The following is a 20,276-nucleotide window of genomic DNA, read 5'->3' as shown; positions in this document are numbered from 1 at the left end:
CGCGCGCTGGTGGCAGGCGCTGCGGCGCTGGTTCGACACCGCCGAAGACGCACCGCTCGATGCGGCCCGCGCCGACCGCATCGACTGGCTGCGCGCGGTGCCCTTCATTGTGCTGCACCTGATGTGCCTGGGCGTGTTCTGGGTGGGCTGGTCGTGGTTCGCCGTCGCCACCGCGGTGGCGCTGTACGCGGCGCGCATGTTCGCGATCACCGCCTTCTACCATCGCTACTTCGCGCACAAGGCGTTCAAGACCTCGCGCCCGGTGCAGGCGGCGTTCGCCGCGCTGGGCGCGATGAGCGTGCAGCGTGGCCCGCTGTGGTGGGCCGCGCACCATCGCCACCACCATCGGGTCACCGATACGCCGGACGATCCGCATTCGCCGCGCCAGCATGGCTTCTGGTGGAGCCACATGGGCTGGTTCCTGACCCCGCGCGGTTTCCGCACCGACTGGACCGCGATCCCGGATCTGCGCCGCTTCCCCGAGCTGCGCTTCATCGATCGCTTCGACCTGCTGCTGCCGGTGCTGCTGGCCGCCGGGCTGTTCGCGCTGGGCATGGCGCTGGAGCGCTGGGCGCCGTCGCTGCACACCGACGGGCCGCAGCTGCTGGTGTGGGGGTTCTTCGTCTCCACGGTGGTGCTGTTCCATGCCACGGTCACGATCAACTCGCTGGCGCACCGCTTCGGCTCGCGCCGCTTCGAGACGCGCGATGACAGCCGCAACAACGCGCTGCTGGCGCTGCTGACCTTCGGCGAGGGCTGGCACAACAACCATCACCACTTCCCCGGCTCGGCGCGGCAGGGCTTCGTCTGGTGGGAGGTGGACCTGACCTGGTACGGGCTGAAACTGATGTCCTGGATGGGCCTGGTGCGCGACCTCAAACCGGTGCCGCCGGGGCTGCTGCGCCGCACGCGGGGCGCGCGATGAGCCGCATCGCGGTGGTCGGCGGCGGCATCGCCGGCATGGGCGCGGCCTGGGGACTGTCGCAGCGTCATCAGGTGACGCTGTTCGAGGCCGGCGACTATCTGGGCGGGCATACGCACACCCACGACATTGAGATCGACGGGCGGCACTACGCGGTCGATACCGGCTTCATCGTGTTCAACCCGCTCCACTACCCGTTGCTGACGCGCCTGTTCGACACGCTGGGCGTGGCCTCGCAGCCGACCACGATGAGCTTCTCGGTCAGCGATGCGCGCAGCGGGCTGGAATACAACGCCGGCACGCTGGCCGGCCTGTTCTGCCAGAAGCGCAACCTGGTCAGCCCGACGTTCTGGCGGATGCTGGGCGACCTGCGCCGCTTCTACCGACAGGCGCCGCAGGTGCTGGCCGAGCCCGCGCCGGGTCCGACGCTGGGCGAATACCTGGCCGCGAACGGCTACTCGGCCACCTTCCGCGACGCGCACATCGTGCCGATGGCCTCGGCGCTGTGGTCCTCGCCGGCCAGGACGATCCTCGACTTCCCGATGCAGCACCTGGTGCGCTTCATGCACAACCACCACATGCTGCAGCTCACCGGGCGCCCGCCCTGGCGCGTGGTCAGCGGCGGCTCCAACCGCTACGTGCAGGCGCTGCAGAAAACCTGGCGTGTGGAAGTGCAGCTGGCCACGCCCGTGCACGGCGTCAAGCGCCAGGTGCAGGGGGTGCGGCTGTGGACCGCCGCGGGCGAGCAGGACTTCGATGCGGTCGTGCTGGCCTGCCATGCCGACGATGCGCTGGCGCTGCTGGAGGACGCCGATCAGGAGGAGCGCGGTGTGCTCGGCGCGGTCACCTACCAGGACAACGACACCGTGCTGCATACCGACGCGCGCGTGCTGCCGCGCGATCGGCGCGCCTGGGCCGCGTGGAATGCGCGCCTGCCCGAGCAGGATGGCGATACATGCACGGTGAGCTACTGGATGAACGCCCTGCAGTCGCTGGACGCGCCGGTGCCCTTCATCGTCAGCCTCAACCAGGACGCACACATCGACCCGGCCCGCGTGCTGCGCCGGATGCGCTACCGCCATCCGCACCAGACCGCCGCCTCGGTGGCCGCGCAGGCCGCGCTGCCGCGCATCCAGGGGCGCGGCCAGGTGTGGCACGCGGGCGCCGGCTGGGGCTTCGGCTTCCACGAGGACGGGCTGCGCAGCGGACTGGACGTGGCCCGCGCACTGGGATCGCCATGGCCGTGAGCCACGCCCGCGAGACGGTTTCGGCCCCTAGCCAGGTGCACGACGCTATTACGCGCGCCGATGGTTTCGAGCGCACTGCCGCCCCGAACGCCTTGGCCAGCGCGCTGTACGTGGGCCGCGTGCGCCATCGCCGGCACGCACCCAAGCCGCATGCCTTCACCTGGCCGCTGTTCATGGCCTATCTGGACCTGGACGAACTGGACCGCGTGTTCGCCGGGCGCTGGCTGTGGTCGCGCGGGCGCCGCAACGTGGTCGAGTTCCGGCGCGCGGACTTCCTCGGCGATGCCGCGGTGCCGCTGGATGAGGCGGTGCGCGACCTGGTGAAGGCGCGCACCGGCCAGCGGCCGCGCGGCCCGATCCGCATGCTCACCCACCTGCGCACCTTCGGCTACAGCTTCAATCCAGTGACGTTCTATTACTGCTTCGCCGCAGATGGCCGCACGCTGGAGACGCTGGTGGCGCAGATCACCAACACCCCGTGGAAGCAGCGCCATGCCTACGTGCTGCCGGTGGCGCAGGCCACGGTCGATGGCGACTTCCTGCAGTGGCGCTTCGACAAGCGCTTCCATGTCTCGCCGTTCATGGCGATGGAACACGACTACCGCTGGCGCTTCGATGTGCCGGGGCAGGCGCTGCGCGTGCATATGGATGTGCTGTGCCCGCCCGATCCGCAGGGTGGCAGCGCGCGTCGCTTCGACGCCACCCTGAGCCTGCGGCGCCGGCCGATGACCGGCCGGCACATGGCCGCGGCGCTGCTGCGCTATCCGCTGATGACCCTGCAGGTGATCGTCGGCATCCATTGGCATGCGCTGCGCCTGTGGCTGCGCGGCAATCCCGTCCACGACCATCCCGACAAGAGGGCCGCCCCATGACCCGCCTCGACGCGTCCACCACACCGGCCGCCGGCGCGCCGGCCGATTCCGGCTCCTTCGTCGAACGCCTGCTGCGCCGCCGCCTGCTCGACACCCTGGGCCAGCTGCGCGGCGGTCGGCTGGTGCTCGAGGAGGCAGGCCAGATGCACGTGCTCGGTCACTGCGAGGTCGACGAGCCGGCGCCGCTGAACGCGCACCTGCGCGTCCACGACCCGGCGTTCTGGCGCATGGCCGCCCTGAACGGCAGCGTCGGCGCGGGCGAGGCCTGGATGGAAAGGCTGTGGGACTGCGATGATCTGGTCGCGCTGATGCGCCTGCTGGTGCGCAACCGCGACCTGCTCGACGCCATGGACAGCGGCACCGCGCGCCTGGGCGGTGCGGCGATGAAGCTGCTGCATGCCTGCTCACGCAACACCCGCCGCGGCAGCCGGCGCAACATCGCCGCGCATTACGACCTGGGCAATGCGCTGTTCGCGCTGTTCCTGGACGAGAACCTGATGTACTCCTCGGCGATCTACGAGGACCAGGACGAGTCGCTGGAGGTCGCCGCCACGCGCAAGCTCGACCGCATCTGCCAGAAGCTGCAGCTGGGGCCGCAGCACCGCGTGGTGGAGATCGGCACCGGCTGGGGCGGCTTTGCCCTGCATGCGGCCGGGCGCTACGGCTGCCATGTCACCACCACCACGATCTCGCGCGAGCAGCATGACCTGGCCGCGCAGCGCATCGCGCAGGCCGGGCTGCAGGACCGCATCACCCTGCTGATGCGCGACTACCGCGACCTGGAGGGCCGCTTCGACCGGCTGGTCTCGATCGAGATGATCGAGGCGATCGGCCATCAGTACCTGGAGACCTACTTCGCCAAGGTCGGCGACCTGCTGGCCCACGATGGCCAGGCGCTGATCCAGGCCATCACCATCGAGGACCATCGCTACGCGCAGGCGCGCGATTCGGTGGACTTCATCAAGCGGCATATCTTCCCGGGCAGCTTCATCCCTTCGGTGGCGGCGATGACCGGGGCGATGGCCAAGGCCAGCGACCTGCGCCTGTTCAACCTGGAAGACATCGGCCCCAGCTACGCGCTGACCCTGCGCGCCTGGCGTGCGCGCTTCACCAGCAGGCTCGACGAGGTCCGTGCCCTGGGCTACGACGCGCGCTTCATCCGCATGTGGGTGTTCTACCTGGCCTATTGCGAGGCCGGCTTCCTGGAACGCTCCATCGGCGATGTACAGCTGTGGCTGACGCGGCCTGGCGCACGCGCCGTGCAGTACCCCTATGCGCTGGCAGGCGCATGAACGGCTGGCTGATCCTGCATGTGCTGCTGGTGGCGGCGGCGGTGATGCTGCTGGCCTGGCTGTGGCAGCGCCGCACGCGCAACGCCGGCGTGGTCGACGTGGTCTGGTCCGCGGGCATGGCGGGCAGCGCGGTGTACTACGCCCTTGCGGCGAACGGTGCGGCCCTGCCACGCGCGCTGGTCGCGCTGCTGGGCGGGGCCTGGGGACTGCGTCTGGCCTGGCATCTGGGCCGGCGCGTGTTCGGCGATGCGCATGAGGATGGGCGCTATGCGTACCTGCGCGAGCATTGGCACGACCATCGGGGCAAGTTCCTGCTGTTCTTCCTGGCCCAGGCGCTGATGATCGTGCTGCTGTCGCTGCCGTTCTGGATCGTGGCGCACAACCCCAGCGCCGCGTTCTCGGCCTGGACGGCGGCCGGGATCGCGGTGTGGCTGGTGGCGGTGGCCGGCGAAAGCCTGGCCGATCGCAAGCTGGCCGCGTGGAAGCGCGATCCCGCGCACAAGGGCCGCACCTGCGACGCCGGCCTATGGGCCTGGTCGCGCCATCCCAACTATTTCTTCGAGTGGGTGCACTGGTTCGCCTACGTGCTGCTGGCCATCGGTCTGCCGTGGGGCTGGGTGCTGGCCGCCTTCAGCGGCCCGGTGCTGATGCTGGCCTTCCTCTATCGGCTCACCGGCATCCCCTTCACCGAGGCCCAGTCGCTGCGCAGCCGCGGCGAGGACTATGCGCGCTATCAGCGCCGGGTCAGCGCCTTCTTCCCGCGTCCGCCGAAGGCTTAGGCGTCATGGACTTCGGGATGAGCGCTGCCAACCACATCTCGTCGTTCCCGCGAAAGCGGGAACCCATGGACGTTGCCTTCCCGCCAAAAAGTCCCTGGATTCCCGCGTGCGCGGGAATGACGGTAGAGGGGTCTTGGCGGCTGAGCGCTCTGCCCTTTAGGCACGGCCCATGACGCAGGACCCGAACCTCCTAGCGCCCCGCATTCGCTAAAGATCCCATCACACGCATTGAATCCCCCTGGAGTTGCCGATGTCCGCCGCCCGCCCCCTGCCCGAACACGATGGCTCGCGCGAAAGCCTCGCCACGCGCCTGGCCGAATCCGGCCGCCTGCCCGATCCGCTGCTGCGCCTGGGCATCCGCCGCCAGTGCGCGCAGCGCCTGAAGGAAGAACGCCGCGGCGGCCCCGAGGCCATGCGCCAGCGTCAGCAGGCGCTGCTCGACGCGCTGCGCCTGAACGCCATCGCGGTGGAGACCCAGGCCGCCAACCGTCAGCACTACGAACTCCCGCCGGAGTTCTTCCGCCTGTGCCTGGGCAAGCACCTGAAGTACAGCAGCTGCCTGTGGGACGAGCACACCACCGAGCTGACCCAGGCCGAGGAGAAGATGCTGCGCCTGTACGGCGAGCGCGCCGACCTGGCCAACGCCAGCCGCATCCTGGAGCTCGGCTGCGGCTGGGGGTCGCTGACGCTGTGGATGGCCGAGCGCTATCCGAAGACCATGATCACCGCGGTGTCCAACTCGCGCCCGCAGAAGGAGTTCATCGAGGCGCGCTGCCGCGAGCGGGCGATCTTCAACGTCGAGGTCATCACCTGCGACGTCAACACGCTGCAGCTGCCGCAGGGCATGTTCGACCGCGTGGTGTCGATCGAGATGTTCGAGCATATGCGCAACTACCAGACGCTGATGGGGCGCGTGGCCGGCTGGCTCAAGCCGGGCGGCAAGCTGTTCGTGCACATCTTCTGCCATCGCGAGCTGGCCTATCTGTTCCAGACCGAGGGCGAGGACAACTGGATGGGCCGGCACTTCTTCACCGGCGGGCTGATGCCGGCGGCCGACACGCTGCTGCAGTTCCAGGAGGCGCTGACCCTGGAAGAGCGCTGGCTGCTGCCCGGCACCCATTACGAGAAGACCGCCAACGCCTGGCTGGCCAACCAGGACGCGCACCGCGACCAGATCATGGGCCTGATGCGCCAGACCTACGGCGTGGCCGAGGCGGCGCGCTGGTACCAGCGCTGGCGCATGTTCTGGATGGCCTGCGCCGAGCTGTTCGGCTACGCCGGCGGCAGCGAGTGGATGGTCGGGCACTACCGCTTCCGCAAGCCCGCCTGACCCGATCGCGCAAGCCGACCCGAACTCGCCGGCTGCCTCGCCCCTCCCCTTTGCGCGAAGCGCAAGGGGGAGGCCGGGAGGGGGTGCTCTTCGCGAAGACCCCTCAGCCGCAGCGCTTCGACGCTCAGTCAAGCCACAGGCAACTCCACCGTCGCCACCGCCCCACTCTCTTCACCGTTGCACAGCGCCACCCGCCCCCCGTGCAGCCGCACCACCTCGCGCACGAACGGCAGCCCCAGCCCGGTGCCACGGCGCCCGCTGTCCGGCGCGGGCAGCGAATAGAACCGCTCGAACACCCGCGCCAATGCATAGTCCGGCACGCCTGGCCCGGCATCGCGCACGCACAACACCACCAGGCCCTCGCCGGAACCCGCCGACAGGACGATGCGCCCGCCCCGCGGCGAGAACGCCAGCGCGTTGTCCAGCAGATTGGCCAGCGCCTGGCGCAGCAGGAAGGCATCGCCCTGCACCACCAGCCCCGCCTCGGCCTGCACCTCCAGCACCACCTCCGCGGCCTGCAGGCGCGGCGCCATGGCCGCGGCCACCTGCGCGAACAGTTCGGCGACCGCCACCGGCGCCCGGGTCTGCAGCCAGCCATGCTGTTCGACCTCGGCCAGCGCCAGCAGCTTGTCGATGGTCTCGGTCAGGCGCTGCTGCTGGTCCAGGATGTTGCGCGCGAAGCGCTGGCGCTCGGCCTCCGGCAGCGGCTCCTGCAGCAGCTCGGCCGCGCCACGGATGCCGGCCAGCGGGCTCTTCATCTCGTGGGTCAGCGACTGCACGTACTGCTCGACGTAGTCCTTGCCCTCCAGCTTGCGGCGCATGGTCTCCAGTGCCTGGCCCAGGTCGCCGATCTCGTCGCGCCGCGGCTTGGGCGGGGGCACCGGCAGGCCGGCGCTGACCGCCTGCGCATAGCGGTTGAGCCGGCCGATGCCGCGCGCCAGCCACCAGGTCATCAGCACGCCGATCAGCACCGACAGCCCCACCAGCCAGCCGCCGCGGCGCAGGATGCTGCGCTGGCTGGCGGCGATGAACGGCTCGAAGGTGCGGTTGGGCTGGGACAGCGTCAGCACGCCGATCAGCCGCCGCGACGCATCGCCTGGCGCATAGATCGGCGCGGCCACGTGCATCACCGTGTTCACCTGATCGCCCGGCGTCTCGGGGCTGGAGCGCGCGCCGTACTGGCCGCGCAGCGTGCGGTAGACATCGTTCCAGCGCGAGTTGTCGCGGCCCAGGTCCTGACCGCGCGAGTCGAATACCACCACCCCGCGCGCGTCAGTGATGCTGACCCGGTAGTCGATGCGCTTCTTCGGGATCTGCCAGATGTGCGCATCGACCTCGCGCTGGAAGGCGGTGTCCATCTCGCGCGCGAACCGCCCCGTGCCGATGCGCCCGGCGGCCAGGTCGTCGGCGGCCATCACCGCCAGCACGTTGGCCGTGTCCACCAGCGTGGACTCCATCGCCTGGCGCACGCCCGGCTTGACCTCGGCCACGAACACGCGCATGACGAAGAACGCCGCAAGGCCGGTGATCAGGAAGAAGCCGAGGAACAGCCGCAGGCCCAGCTTCATCGGCTACAGCTCCAGCGAATAGCCCAGCCCGCGATGCGTGCGCACCGGATCGGGCTGCGCGCCGGCCGCGCGCAGCTTGGCGCGCAGGGTCTTGATATGCGTGTCCACGGTGCGATCGGCGCTGTCGGCATCGCGGTCCCAGCCGCGGTCCATCAGCTGGGCGCGGCTGAGGATCGCGCCCGGGCGCTGCAGCAGCGCGGCCAGCAGCGCGTATTCGTAGCGGGTCAGGTCCAGCGGCTGGTCGCGGAAGCGGATGCGGTGGCCCTCGTCGTCGATGCTGAACGCGCCCTGCGCGCGCTCGGTCGGCGCCGCGCTGGCCGGCCGGCGCAGGCGCGCACGCACGCGCGCGACCAGCTCGCGCGGGGAGAACGGCTTGGCCACGTAGTCGTCCGCGCCCAGCTCCAGGCCCAGCACGCAGTCGATCTCGTCGTTGCGCGCGGTCAGGAACAGCACCGGCACCTGGCTGAAGGCGCGCAGCTGCCGGCACACCTCGAAGCCGCTGCCGTCGGGCAGGCCCACGTCCAGCACCACCACGTCGATGCCGCCGCCGCGCACGCGCGGCGCCACCTCGCGCGCCAGCGCCACGTGCTCGGCCTGCAGGCCTTCGCTGCGCAGCGCATAGAGCACCGCGTCGGCGATGGCGGGCTCGTCTTCCACGACCAGGACCTTGGGCATGCCGCGCAGCATAGCCGCGCCCTGCCGCGCGCTCTATCCTTGCGCGCATGAACTATCGACACGCCTTCCACGCCGGCAACCATGCCGACGTGCTCAAGCACATGGTGCTGGTCAACCTGCTGGAGGCGCTGAACCGCAAGGACAGCCCCTACTTCGTGCTCGACACCCACGCCGGACGCGGCCACTACCTGCTGGCCTCGCCGGAGGCGCGCAAGACCTCCGAGGCCGAGCACGGGGTGTTCAAGCTGTTCGGCCAACCGCAGCTGCACCCCAGCATCGAGGCCTATCTGCGCGCGGTCCAGGCGCACAACCCGGTCGGCGCGCTGGTGGCCTACCCCGGCTCGCCGCTGCTGGTGGCCCAGCACCTGCGTGAGGGCGACCGCCTGGCCGCCTGCGAACTGCAGCCCGAGGAGGCCCAGGCCCTGCGCGAGCTGTTCCACCGTGACGCGCGCGTGGCGGTGCATGCGCGCGACGGCTACGGCGCGATCAAGGCCCTGCTGCCGCCGCGCATCGGCCAGGTCAAGTACGGCCGCGGCCTGGTGCTGATCGACCCGCCCTACGAGGCGCAGGACGCCGAGTACCCGCAGATCATCGCCGCCGTGCGCGAGGGCCTGACCCGCTGGCCCGGCGCCAGCTTCGCGGTCTGGTACCCGATCAAGCAGCGGCGCACGCTGCAGCCCTTCCTGCGCAAGGCCGCGGCGCTGCCGGCGCGTTCGGTCTGGCTGGCCGAGCTGCAGGTGCGCGCCGATGATTCGCCGCTGCGCCTGGCCGGCAGCGGCATGTTGATGATCAACGCCCCCTGGCAGTTCGAGCAGGCCATCGCCCCGGCCCTGCCGCAGCTGCAGCAGGCCCTGGGCGAGGCCGGCGCGACCACCCGGCTGGAATGGCTGCGGCAGCCGGACTGAGGCCTAGAACTTCTTGCGCAGGGTCACGAACACCTGCCGCGGCGCGCCGGCCTGCATGGTGTTGTTGAGCGAGGCGGCGGTGTTGAAGAACTGCCCCGAGCCCAGCGCGGCGATGTAGCGCTTGTCCAGCAGGTTGGTGGCGTTGAGCTGGATCTCGCTGTTGTCCCAGATCCCGCCTGCGAGGCGGTAGCCCAGCGTCGCATCGACCAGGGTGTAGCCCGGCGTGGTGACATCGCCGGTGTAGGTCACATTGCGCTTGGAGGTGTAGGCACCGGACAGGTTGCCGAAGACCGTGCCGTCGTCGTAGTTGAGCTCCAGCTTGGCCAACTGCGCCGGGGTGTCCACCGGCCGCACGCCGCGCGTGGGCACCGTGGTGGTGCCGTTGACGGTGTCGTCGTCGTACTGGCTGTCGTTGTAGGAATAGGAACCGATCAGCGACAGCGCCGGGTCGATGCGCCAGGTCAGGCCGGCCTCCACGCCCTGGCTGGTCACGCTGCCCACGTTCTGCAGCACGCTGGGATTGCCCAGGATGTTGGCCGAGCTGAAGGCCGCCAGCAGGCGGTTCTCGAACTTGACGTGGTACAGCGTCAGCGAGCCGCGCAGCGCATCGGCATCGAAGCGCCAGCCGCCCTCCACCGTGCGCGAGGTCTCCGGCTTGAGCGTGCCGCGGATCGCCTCGAACCCGGCCTGGGTGGTGCCGAACGGCCCGCGGAACGAGCTCTGGAAGGCGCGCATGTTCTCGGCATAGTTGGCGAAGAACTCGCTGCCGCCCACGCGCCAGGCCGCGCCCACCTGCGGCTGGAACCAGTCCTTGGCCTCGATATGGCCGTTGATGAACGGCGTGCCGGCCCGGGTGACGATGCCGTTGCGCACCTTGGCGCCCTTGAAGCCGGCGTCGATGGTCAGCCGATCGTTGACCGACCAGCGATCGCTCAGCGAGACCTGGTTGGTGATGGTGGTGAGGTCGGTGAGGAAGTCGCTGCGGAACGGGTTGGACAGGAAGTCGGTCACATCCGGGCGGTGGCTCAGACTGGCCGCGTAGTAATTGCGATCGGTGGAGCCGCGGTTGTCCTCGTACCAGTAGGTCGCCTGCAGGCTGTGCGCGCCCAGCGTGGCGGTGGCCTCCAGCAGCGCGCCATCGCGGTCCACGCCGTATTCGGTGGTGCGCACCGACAGCGGGAAGCCGTCGGGGCTGAACACCGCCGGCGTATAGATGCCGCCCGAGCCCTTGTCGGTGTGGCGGTAGTAGGTGCCCTTCAGGTTGAGCCAGTCGCCCACCGGCACTTCCAGCGTGCTGGCGCCCAGCCAGTCGCGGCGGATGCCGCCGCTGTCGTAATAGGTGTCGTTGACGGTCTTGTACGGCGCCGGGAACTGCGTGCCGGCCGACGGGAACGGCAGCGGCTTGCGCGCCGCGGCGGCCTTGCGGTTGGCATCGACCTGCGAGAGCAGGATGGCCGTGGCGTAGTCCGGCGCCAGGAAGTCCAGGTCGTAGCCGATGGTGCGCAGCGTGGCCGGCGAGAGGTCGGCGTAGTTGCGCTCGCGGTGCAGCGAGTAGTTGACCCAGGTGGTCAGCGTGGCGCGGCCGATCTCCTGCTCCCACTTGGTGTTGAGCTTGCGGTCGGGCTGGGTGCCGCTGCCCTTCCACTTGTCCGCGTCGTGGTAGACGCCGGAGATGGACAGGCGGGTGCCGGTGGACAGCTGGCCGGTCTCGGCGCGGGCGAAAACGTGCGTGGCCGCATCGCTGCCGTACGTCGCGGCCACCTCGCCGCCGGCCTTGTCCTCCAGCGGCCGCGAATAGAACTGCAGGCTGCCGCCCAGGTTGCTGGTCGAGGCCACGCCCAGCCCGCCCGCGCCCTGGGCGAACACCACCCGGTCGATGTTCTCGGCGGCGATGGCGCGGCTGATGTGCAGGCCGTTCCAGGTGTTGTAGAACATGTCGCCCAGCGGCACGCCGTCCAGGGTGTAGCCCATCTGGCTCTGGTTGAAGCCGCGCACCGACAGGCGCGTGCCCAGCTCGTAGGTGCCGAACGGATCGGAGGACTGCAGCGCCACGCCCGGCAGCCGGGCGATGGCCTTCAGCGGCGAGCTGCCCGGTGCCAGCAGGTCGATGGCCTGGGCCGAGACCGTCTGCTCGGCGCGCACGGCGCCATCGCCGTACACCACGATCTGCGACAGCTCGGCGGGCTTGGAAGGGTCGGTGGCGGCGACGCCGTCGGTGGTCTGGGCGTGCAGCGGTGCGGCGAGCACGGTCAGGACCACCGGCAGCCGCGAGGCGAGCGCGAGGCGTGATGTCATGGGGAGATGAGGCAGATGCAAGGGCCAGCGACGATATCGGCGCTGCGCTGCAGCAATACGACGGGCAGATGACAGTCGGGTGTGGGTGCCATGTCGGTGCGGCAGGTTCAGCGGCGCGCGGCGATGGCGAACCCGGTTGATGCGACGCCTGGACGTCCATGGATTCCCGCGTTCGCGGGAATGACGAGCAGAGGCATCTGACCCAAGCTGGGGGTCTGACGGCGACCGGCAAGCATGGCGTCCGACAGCGCTCGCCCGAGACTTTTGATCCCAACCTTCGTCATTCCCGCGAACGCGGGAATCCAGGGACTTTCACGCGGCAAAGCGCAAGACGCTGGATTCCCGCGTTCGCGGGAATGACGGTCAGGGTTGTCGCTGCCGTCGTTGTCGTGGCCACGGCAGATGACGGCAGTGGCGAAGCTGTGTCCATGCCGTGTCAGCGCCGGTCGCGTCGCGCAACGGTCATCAAGCTTGCCTGGCCACGCCCATCAAGCCTGAAAGCTCACCATGACCATCAAGCTCGGAAGCTCACCCCGGTCATCGAGCTTCGAACCCCACCCTCGTCGTTCCCGCGAACGCGGGAACCCATGGACGTTCGCGCGAATCGCCCAAGGCCCTGGGTCTGACCGGCACCCGGGTTTCAGCCAGGCGACCAACCGGTGCCCAAGCCATCTCACCGACACGCACAGCCCCCGCTTTCCATGCGCCCTACCCTGTCCGCACCGTCATCACCCATGTCAATCCGGACTTCACCCGGCCCGTGCCAGCATCGGTTCCATGAGCGGGCAAAAGCGACTGCCGCCGTGGCATGAGAACTTCCGGTTGCGTGACGGCCGGGAACTGCTGATCCGCCCCATCCGGCAAGAGGATGCGGCTCCGATCCGTGGTGCATTCGAGCTGCTGGAACCGATCGAGATCCGCCAGCGCTTTCTCACGACCATGGCCGAACTTCCGGCGGACCAGGCCGCGCGCCTGTGCAGCCCGGACCCAAGAACCGAATTCGCCCTGGTGGCGGCCGAGCCCTTGCCTCCCGGCGAGGCGCTGGTCGGCGCCGTGGCCAGGGCCCGGGTGCTGCCCGATGGCCAGCAGGCCGAATACGCCGTACTGGTCAGCCGCTTCATCGCCGGCCAGGGCGTGGGCCGTCACCTGATGCGCAGGCTGGTCAAATGGGCGCGCGGCCGCAATCTGCGGCAGCTGCTCGGCGATGTGCAGCACGACAACCAGCCCATGCTGCAGCTGGTGCGCTCGCTCGGCTTCCGCGTCCTGCCCGAGCGCCCGGCCCAGCGGCTGGTGCGCGTGGTGCTGGACCTGGACACCGCCGACGGGCGCCTGCCCGCCGAGACCACCAGCCCGGCCTGAAGCGCCTCGCCCCGCCGAGCGCTCCGAGCGTACCGGCCGCCTCACGCGGCCGGGCTTGCCGGCCAAGTTAAAATGGTGGGCTGATGAGTAAGCCCGTCCCCTCCCCGCCGCTGCCTCGCGCCGGCCACGCGCGCGCCTGGTGGCGCGCCCCCGCCTCCCCGACCGCCCTGGCCTGGTACCTGATCCAGGCCGCGCGCGCCCATGATGGCCCGCTGCTGGCCATCGCCGCGGACAACCACGCCGCGCACCAGATCGAATCGGACCTGCACACCCTGCTCGGCCCCGACGCCGCACTGCCGGTGCTGCCGTTCCCGGACTGGGAAACCCTGCCCTACGACCGCTTCAGCCCGCATCCTGACATCGTCTCCCAGCGCCTGGCCGCGCTGAATCGCCTGCCCACCCTGGCGCGCGGCATCGTGGTGGTGCCGGTGCAGACCCTGATGCAGCGCCTGGCGCCGGTGGCGCGCATGTCCGGCAGCAGCTTCGACTACGGGGTCGGCGAGAAGCTGGACTTCGACACCGAGAAGCGCCGGCTGGAAGCGGCCAGCTACCGCAACGTGCCGCAGGTGCAGGATCCGGGCGACTTCGCCGTGCGCGGCGGCCTGCTGGACGTCTATCCGATGGGCGCCAAGGCGCCGCTGCGCATCGAGCTGTTCGACGAGAGCATCGACACCATCCGCGCCTTCGACCCGGAGACCCAGCGCTCGCTGGAGAAGACCGAGGCGATCCGCATCCTGCCCGGGCGCGAGGTACCGCTGGACCCGCGCAGCGTGGAGAAGGCGATGAACGCCCTGCGCGAGCGCTTCGACGTGGACACGCGCCGCAGCAGCCTCTACCAGGACCTCAAGTCCGGCCTGGCGCCGGCCGGCATCGAGTACTACCTGCCGCTGTTCTACGAGCAGACCGCCACCCTGTTCGACTACGTGGGCGACAAGGCGCTGCCGGTGCTGGCCGATGCCGCGCTGGCCAACGCCGACGCGTTCTGGCTGCAGGCACAGTCGCGCTACGAACAGCGCCGGCACGATGTCGAGCACCCGGTGCTGCCGCCCGAGGAGCTGTACCTGGCGCCCAACCCGTTGCGCGAGCTGCTCAACCAGCGTCCGCGCGTGGAGCTGTGCGGGCCGACGCATCCGCGCGTTGAGGACGCCACCCCGCTGGGCGACGTCACACTGCCGCCGCTGCCGCTGGCCCCGCGCGACGCGCCCGCCGGCCATGCGCTGCGCCAGTTCATCGAAGGCTACCCCGGCGGCGTGCTGGTGGCGGCCGACTCGGCCGGCCGCCGCGAGGCGCTGCTGGAGGTGATGCAGTCGGCCGGGCTCAAGCCCGACGTGGTCCCCGACTTCAGAGCATTCTTTGATCCTTCTCCCTCCGGGAGAAGGTGGCGCGGAGCGCCGGATGAGGGTGCGACGGAGTCAGCCAGATCCGAACCATCGCGCACGTCCCTAACCCTCACCCCAACCCCTCTCCCGACGGGAGAGGGGCTCACTGCCAGCGACGGCGAGGCCGCGCCGCTGAAGTTCGCCATCGCCGTGTCGCCGCTGGAAGACGGCTTCGCCCTGGAGGCCCCGCGCATCGCGGTGCTGACCGAGCGCCAGCTGTTCCCCGAGCGCGCCAACCAGCCGCATCGCCGGCGCCGCAGCGGCAAGGAGCCCGAGGCGATCATCCGCGACCTGGGCGAGCTGTCCGAGGGCGCGCCGATCGTGCACGAGGACCACGGCGTGGGCCGCTACCGCGGCCTGGTGACGCTGGAGGCCGGTGGCATGCCGGCCGAGTACGTGGAGATCGAGTACGCCAAGGGCGACCGCCTGTACGTGCCGGTGGCCCAGCTGCACCTGATCAGCCGCTACTCCGGCGCCTCGGTGGAGACCGCCCCGTTGCATTCGCTCGGCGGCGAGGCCTGGACCAAGGCCAAGCGCCGCGCCGCGGAGAAGGTGCGCGACGTGGCCGCCGAACTGCTGGAGATCCAGGCCCGCCGCCAGGCCCGCGCCGGCCTGGCGCTGGACGTGGACCGGGCCATGTACGAGCCGTTCGCCGCGACCTTCCCCTTCGAGGAGACGCCGGACCAGCACGCGGCCATCGAGGCGGTGTTGCGCGATCTGGCCAGCAGCCAGCCGATGGACCGGGTGGTCTGCGGCGACGTGGGCTTCGGCAAGACCGAGGTCGCCGTGCGCGCGGCCTTCGCCGCGGCCAGCGCCGGCAAGCAGGTGGCCGTGCTGGTGCCGACCACGCTGCTGGCCGAGCAGCACTACCGCAACTTCCGCGACCGCTTCGCCGACTGGCCGCTGCGCGTGGAAGTGCTCTCGCGCTTCAAGTCGACCAAGGAGATCAAGGCCGAACTGGCCAAGGTGGCCGAGGGCCAGCTGGACGTGATCGTCGGCACCCATCGCCTGCTGCAGGCCGACGTCAAGTTCAAGGACTTGGGGTTGGTGATCGTCGATGAGGAGCAGCGCTTCGGCGTGCGCCAGAAGGAGGCGCTCAAGGCCATGCGCGCCAACGTGCACCTGCTCACCCTGACCGCCACGCCGATCCCGCGCACGCTCAACATGGCCATGGCCGGCCTGCGCGACCTGTCGATCATCGCCACCCCGCCGGCCAACCGCATGGCGGTGCAGACCTTCGTCACCGTGTGGGACGAGGCGCTGCTGCGCGAGGCCTTCCAGCGCGAGCTCGCCCGCGGCGGCCAGGTGTATTTCCTGCACAACGATGTGGAGAGCATCGGCCGCATGCAGCGCGACCTGCAGGCGCTGGTGCCCGAGGCGCGCATCGGCGTGGCCCACGGCCAGATGCCCGAGCGTGAGCTGGAGCAGGTGATGCTGGGCTTCCAGAAGCAGCGCTTCAACGTGCTGCTGTGCTCGACCATCATTGAGTCGGGCATCGACATCCCCAACGCCAACACCATCATCATCAACCGCGCCGACCGCTTCGGCCTGGCCCAGCTGCACCAGCTGCGCGGCCGCGTCGGTCGCTCGCATCACCGCTCCTACGCCTATCTGGTGGCGCCGGAAACGCGTGCGCTGACCGACGACGCGCGGCGCCGGTTGGAGGCGATCTCCTCGATGGACGAACTGGGCGCCGGCTTCATGCTCTCCACCCACGACCTGGAGATCCGCGGCGCCGGCGAACTGCTGGGCGAGGACCAGAGCGGCCAGATGGCCGAGATCGGCTTCAGCCTGTACACCGAGCTGCTGGACCGCGCCGTGCGCTCGATCCGCCGCGGCCACCTGCCCGACGTGGACGTGGGCGAAGAGGCTCGCGGCGCCGAGATCGGCCTGCACGTGCCGGCGCTGATCCCCGAGGACTACCTGCCCGATGTGCATACGCGCCTGACCCTGTACAAGCGCATCTCCAGCGCCCGCGACGTGGACGAACTGCGCGAGCTGCAGGTCGAGATGATCGACCGCTTCGGCCTGCTGCCCGACCCGGTCAAACACCTGTTCGCCACCGCCGAACTCAAGCTCAGCGCCGACGCGCTCGGCATCCGCAAGCTGGAGCTGGGCGAGAGTGGCGGGCGCATCGTGTTCGAGGCCAAGCCCAAGGTCGACCCGATGACCGTCATCCAGCTGATCCAGAAGCAGCCCCGCATCTACGCCATGGACGGCCCGGACAAGCTGAAGATCAAGCTCCCCCTGCCCGAGCCGGCTGACCGGTTCAACGCGGCCAAGGGGCTGATGGCGGCGCTGGCGCCGGCGGCGTTGTAAATGCGTAGCACCTGCTTCGTCTCGTATTGCAGATGCCTGCCAGTAACGACCAGCGTCAGAAAGTCGGACGGCCCCTTCCCCCTAGCGATTGGGAGAGGGGCCCGAAGAGCCGATGAGGGGGACGAGCGCAGCGAGTGGCCTTGCTTCTCTCACTTCCCGCGCCTCATGCCCCCTCCCGAGCCAGTCGACACAGCGCTATGCTCGCCTCCAGCCGGGATGCCAGTCACGCGCTTTGGGGAATGCATGGATCAGCACGCTGCCGCCTTACACTTACGCAGCCAATGGCGTAATCGTTACGCCTACGCATCCACATGTCTGATCTGCCGCCCGAAAGAGCGAATGCGTGGGCAACCCATCGGCGCAAAACGGTAATCCGGCGAGATCCGTAAGAGGCCTGCTGAATCGAATCGCGGAACTCGTAGAATTCAACACCTAATAGGCGTTATGCCTCAGGGGAGACAGTCTTGGCAGATGACACATTGAACGGCAAAGAGAAGCGGGACTTAGCTATCCAAACCGGCATTCAACTCATTCCGTACGTGGGTGGATCGCTTTGCACGCTGTATTTCGGGACCAAGCAAGAGAAGCGATTTAAGCGCATCGAATCGTTCTATACGGAACTCGCCGAAGAACTCAAGCAACTCAAAGATGCCATTCCCCCAATCGAGCAGCAGGATGCTCCTGCTTTAGAAGCGATCATGGAGTCGTTGCACGAGAAAGTTGAAACTGAACCAACCAACGAAAAACGGCAGTTCTTTAAGAATTACCTCAAGCATACCCTTCTCCAGCCGGTTGCTGGCAACTTCGACGAGAGAAAGTACTTTCTTAATGCACTTGATGAGATGAGCCTACTTGAGTGTGAGCTCTTGGCATTCGTCAACGGCTCCGCACGAGTGCAGGTCGGCACCCTTCAAAAGCCTGGTGCCGAGCAATACGCAATCGTGGGGGCCATCGGCAGGCTGAAAGCTCGTGGCTTTCTTATTACCAGTCAAAACTCATTCGCCATTGGCGGCGGCGCTGACAACTCTCTGCAAGAGATTGCTCAAGTATCTCCGTTCGGAAGGCGCTTCCACAACTTCTGCCTAGAGGCATAATATTTCATTCAAGCCGAACCCGCTTCACAGGTCGGCTTAATTCAGGCGTTAGCTGCTCCCACACATCATCGAGGACTGCAATGAAGAGCGAAACAAAGGGTCGTCTTGATGGAATTTTTGCCGCCCATCAAGATGCGCAAGACAAAAAGCAGAAAGCCCAACAAGTAAGACTAGATGCTGAGGCTGAGTTCTTGTCAGAATTTCTTGCAGTCGTCGATTCTGTAATCAAGCCTGCCTTTGAAGAGATTGGCAAATATGCCGAATCGCAAGGGCTAAAATATCTAGTCGATACACAGCAAGACATGGTGTCGTACGACGGCAAGAGCCAAAGCGCATCTGTCTCGCTGAGATTCCCAATGGATGATGGACGGTCTTATCGTGCCTTCAATGAGGGACCACACCTGTCTGTAATTTGCAACAAGTCCAAGAAGTGCGCCTGGCTTCACCAAAACACAATTTCGCCAATGCGCGGAGGCTCGGCCGGCTCTATCGGCGACTTCCAGCTTGAGCAGATCACGCCGGAGTTCATCCATGACAAGGTCGCGGATCTCCTCCAACAGGTTCTCGCCTGAGCCGCTAACAACTTATTCAAGCCAAATCCGCTTCGCGGGTCGGCGCCGCAGTTGAAGATGATCGCTTGTTTAGGAAATTGCATCCGGTGGATCAGGATCGGCATCAGTGCCTTGACCTTGACCTTGATCTCAATCTTTATCGCGCTTCTCGCATTCTTGGCTAATCGGAAGAAGATCAGCGAAGATGGAGCGTGAGCGCGACAAAGGGTGCGCATCGCAATTCCAGAGGTCCTTAGAGGTCTTACAATGCCCTGGCTGACGGCGGTCAAACTGTTCCACCTGTGGAAAGTTAGACAATGCTAGGCCAAAAGTTAACGATGTTCGCAACTTCATTTACGGCTGGGCCCACCCTCGCAAATTGGTCCTGCATAGCGCAGGCTGGGCCTAACAATTTATTCAAGCCGACGTCGCTTCGCGGCTCGGCTTAATCTAGGCGTCAGCACCCATGAACTGGCAACTAGCAGTCTCAGTCTTACTTCCAGCGGCTGTTGCCATTGCTGGATGGTTCGTTGCTCATCGCTTCAGTTCCCGCAAAGACCTGACGGTTCGTAGACGCGAGCTGATAATTGGTTACCTGATCGACGCATACAGGAAGCTTGAAAAATCAGCAGACGCTGTTCAGCCTCGAGATTCATGGAAAGATATGGAGTCGGCAATTTCTGACATACAACTATTTGGCTCAGAGAAGCAGGTCGCTCTTGCTCACATTTTTGCAAATGAGATCGCGATCAATCAAAGCGCATTTGCAACCACTCTTCTGGATGAGCTCCGCCGCTCGTTGCGCTCCGAGCTAGAGCTTGCTCCTACCACCGTACCAATTATCCACTTGCGCTTTCGTCATGGGCGCTAACAGTTCATTCAAGCCGACGGCGCTTCGCCGAGCGGCTTAGTTCAGGCGTTAGGCCTCAGAGCAGACATGCCGAAACCGTTTGAGTGGCCAGACTACTCATGCCCCAAGTGTGAGCTTGAGCAGCAATAGATGGTTCGTAGTTGCAGGAACTCTGGCGGCCAGAACATATGCCTTTTCGTCTGCGGCCATTGTGGGCATCGCACAAAGCACTTCGTGTCAGTTAAAGCCGTGAAAAAATCTGGCATTGACCCTGAGCCAATCGACGCCACAAGCCCGCTTCCAACCTACGCTGTCTGCGGACAGTGGGGAGCAGAGAATCATCATTGGGCGCCGTATGCCCTCTTTGGTGCGGAGTCCGAGCGGTGGCCCACTTGCTTCCTGTGCCAGCAGTGCCACGCCCGCTGGCACCAGATTGTCACGCCCACCCTTCAGTGAGTAGACTGTGGCCTAGCAATTCATTCAAGCCGACGTTGCTCCGCGGCGCGGCTTAACTCAGGCGTCAAGTTACACCGGAGACTCGGCAGTGATTTCCAGAGAACTGCATTCCGCAATTGACCGATGGGCGCGCTTTTCAACTTGGCACACCTGCCACTCATCTGATAACGAGCGGCTTTTCGAATTAGTTGCTGCTTTCGAGAGCGCCGGACCTCAAAACTTCAATCCAGGCGAGTTCATGGACGTCGCTGATGAGCTAATTCGCCAGCATCATCCAGAGTTACAGGCAGACTTTCTATATGAAAATCTCTCCGCGATAGTTATTGGCGTAGAGAAGATCTTAGGCTACGTGGCGTATCGCAATTCCAGCACAGCCTAACTAA

Annotated in this window: 15 protein-coding genes and 2 pseudogenes; 14 read left to right on the top strand and 3 right to left on the bottom strand. The window is 67.3% G+C overall.

Annotated features, from left to right (window positions below):
- Positions 1-19 precede the first annotated feature (19 nt).
- From QE438_RS05115 to QE438_RS05090, 6 genes are all read left to right on the top strand, one after another.
- Entirely contained in the window at positions 20-925 is a 906-nt protein-coding gene (locus QE438_RS05115) for an acyl-CoA desaturase (RefSeq protein ID WP_306996131.1), read from the top strand.
- A complete protein-coding gene (locus tag QE438_RS05110) occupies positions 922-2,169 on the top strand; it encodes an FAD-dependent oxidoreductase (RefSeq protein ID WP_306992047.1) in 1,248 nt (415 codons plus the stop codon). Before QE438_RS05115 ends, QE438_RS05110 begins: the two co-directional genes overlap by 4 nt.
- A gap of 35 nt (positions 2,170-2,204) precedes the next feature.
- On the top strand, positions 2,205-3,041 hold the full coding sequence (locus QE438_RS05105) for a DUF1365 domain-containing protein (RefSeq protein WP_306996133.1): 837 nt from the start codon (positions 2,205-2,207) through the stop codon (positions 3,039-3,041).
- A complete protein-coding gene (locus QE438_RS05100; protein ID WP_306992049.1) occupies positions 3,038-4,333 on the top strand; it encodes a cyclopropane-fatty-acyl-phospholipid synthase family protein in 1,296 nt (431 codons plus the stop codon). The genes QE438_RS05105 and QE438_RS05100 overlap by 4 nt, the downstream gene beginning before the upstream one ends.
- Positions 4,330-5,112 (top strand): DUF1295 domain-containing protein, encoded by a 783-nt coding sequence (locus QE438_RS05095; RefSeq protein WP_306992051.1) that lies wholly within the window; start codon positions 4,330-4,332, stop codon positions 5,110-5,112. Before QE438_RS05100 ends, QE438_RS05095 begins: the two co-directional genes overlap by 4 nt.
- A gap of 250 nt (positions 5,113-5,362) precedes the next feature.
- Positions 5,363-6,442 carry a cyclopropane-fatty-acyl-phospholipid synthase family protein gene (locus QE438_RS05090; protein WP_306992054.1) on the top strand — a complete coding sequence of 360 codons (1,080 nt, stop codon included), beginning with the start codon at positions 5,363-5,365 and terminating at the stop codon, positions 6,440-6,442.
- A 128-nt stretch (positions 6,443-6,570) separates the two neighbouring features.
- On the opposite strand, the gene creC is transcribed toward QE438_RS05090, so the two are convergent.
- Together creC and creB are read right to left on the bottom strand one after the other, a co-directional pair.
- A complete protein-coding gene (gene creC / locus QE438_RS05085) occupies positions 6,571-8,010 on the bottom strand; it encodes a two-component system sensor histidine kinase CreC (RefSeq protein ID WP_306992056.1) in 1,440 nt (479 codons plus the stop codon).
- 3 nt (positions 8,011-8,013) lie between these two features.
- Positions 8,014-8,697: a two-component system response regulator CreB gene (gene creB, locus QE438_RS05080; RefSeq protein WP_306992058.1), complete on the bottom strand. Its 684-nt coding sequence runs from the start codon at positions 8,695-8,697 to the stop codon at positions 8,014-8,016.
- A gap of 35 nt (positions 8,698-8,732) precedes the next feature.
- On the opposite strand from creB, the gene rlmJ reads away from it, so the two are divergent.
- Positions 8,733-9,590 (top strand): 23S rRNA (adenine(2030)-N(6))-methyltransferase RlmJ, encoded by an 858-nt coding sequence (gene rlmJ / locus QE438_RS05075; RefSeq protein WP_130533070.1) that lies wholly within the window; start codon positions 8,733-8,735, stop codon positions 9,588-9,590.
- A 3-nt stretch (positions 9,591-9,593) separates the two neighbouring features.
- On the opposite strand, the gene QE438_RS05070 is transcribed toward rlmJ, so the two are convergent.
- Positions 9,594-11,885, bottom strand: a complete 2,292-nt coding sequence (locus QE438_RS05070) for a TonB-dependent receptor (RefSeq protein ID WP_306992061.1) — start codon at positions 11,883-11,885, stop codon at positions 9,594-9,596.
- Between the two features lie 777 nt (positions 11,886-12,662).
- Here QE438_RS05070 and QE438_RS05065 point away from each other — a divergent pair.
- From QE438_RS05065 to QE438_RS05035, 7 genes and pseudogenes are all read left to right on the top strand, one after another.
- Positions 12,663-13,244, top strand: coding sequence for a GNAT family N-acetyltransferase (locus QE438_RS05065; protein WP_306992063.1), 582 nt, complete (start codon positions 12,663-12,665; stop codon positions 13,242-13,244).
- 83 nt (positions 13,245-13,327) lie between these two features.
- A pseudogene (locus QE438_RS05060) lies at positions 13,328-14,596 on the top strand (transcription-repair coupling factor); the annotation flags it as partial.
- A 159-nt stretch (positions 14,597-14,755) separates the two neighbouring features.
- Positions 14,756-16,942: pseudogene (mfd, locus tag QE438_RS05055) on the top strand (transcription-repair coupling factor); the annotation flags it as partial.
- A 464-nt stretch (positions 16,943-17,406) separates the two neighbouring features.
- Positions 17,407-18,036, top strand: a complete 630-nt coding sequence (locus tag QE438_RS05050) for a hypothetical protein (RefSeq protein WP_306992065.1) — start codon at positions 17,407-17,409, stop codon at positions 18,034-18,036.
- An 80-nt stretch (positions 18,037-18,116) separates the two neighbouring features.
- Entirely contained in the window at positions 18,117-18,608 is a 492-nt protein-coding gene (locus QE438_RS05045) for a hypothetical protein (RefSeq protein ID WP_306992067.1), read from the top strand.
- 445 nt (positions 18,609-19,053) lie between these two features.
- The gene (locus QE438_RS05040; RefSeq protein ID WP_307184007.1) at positions 19,054-19,458 is read left to right on the top strand and encodes a hypothetical protein; all 405 of its coding nucleotides are present in this window, start codon (positions 19,054-19,056) and stop codon (positions 19,456-19,458) included.
- A gap of 523 nt (positions 19,459-19,981) precedes the next feature.
- Positions 19,982-20,272, top strand: coding sequence for a hypothetical protein (locus tag QE438_RS05035; RefSeq protein ID WP_307184008.1), 291 nt, complete (start codon positions 19,982-19,984; stop codon positions 20,270-20,272).
- Positions 20,273-20,276: the final 4 nt, after the last annotated feature.

Origin of the sequence: Pseudoxanthomonas sp. SORGH_AS_0997, from assembly GCF_031453535.1 — a bacterium.
In the GTDB taxonomy this organism is placed as follows: domain Bacteria; phylum Pseudomonadota; class Gammaproteobacteria; order Xanthomonadales; family Xanthomonadaceae; genus Pseudoxanthomonas_A; species Pseudoxanthomonas_A winnipegensis.
This window is presented reverse-complemented; position numbering and strand designations above follow the sequence as displayed.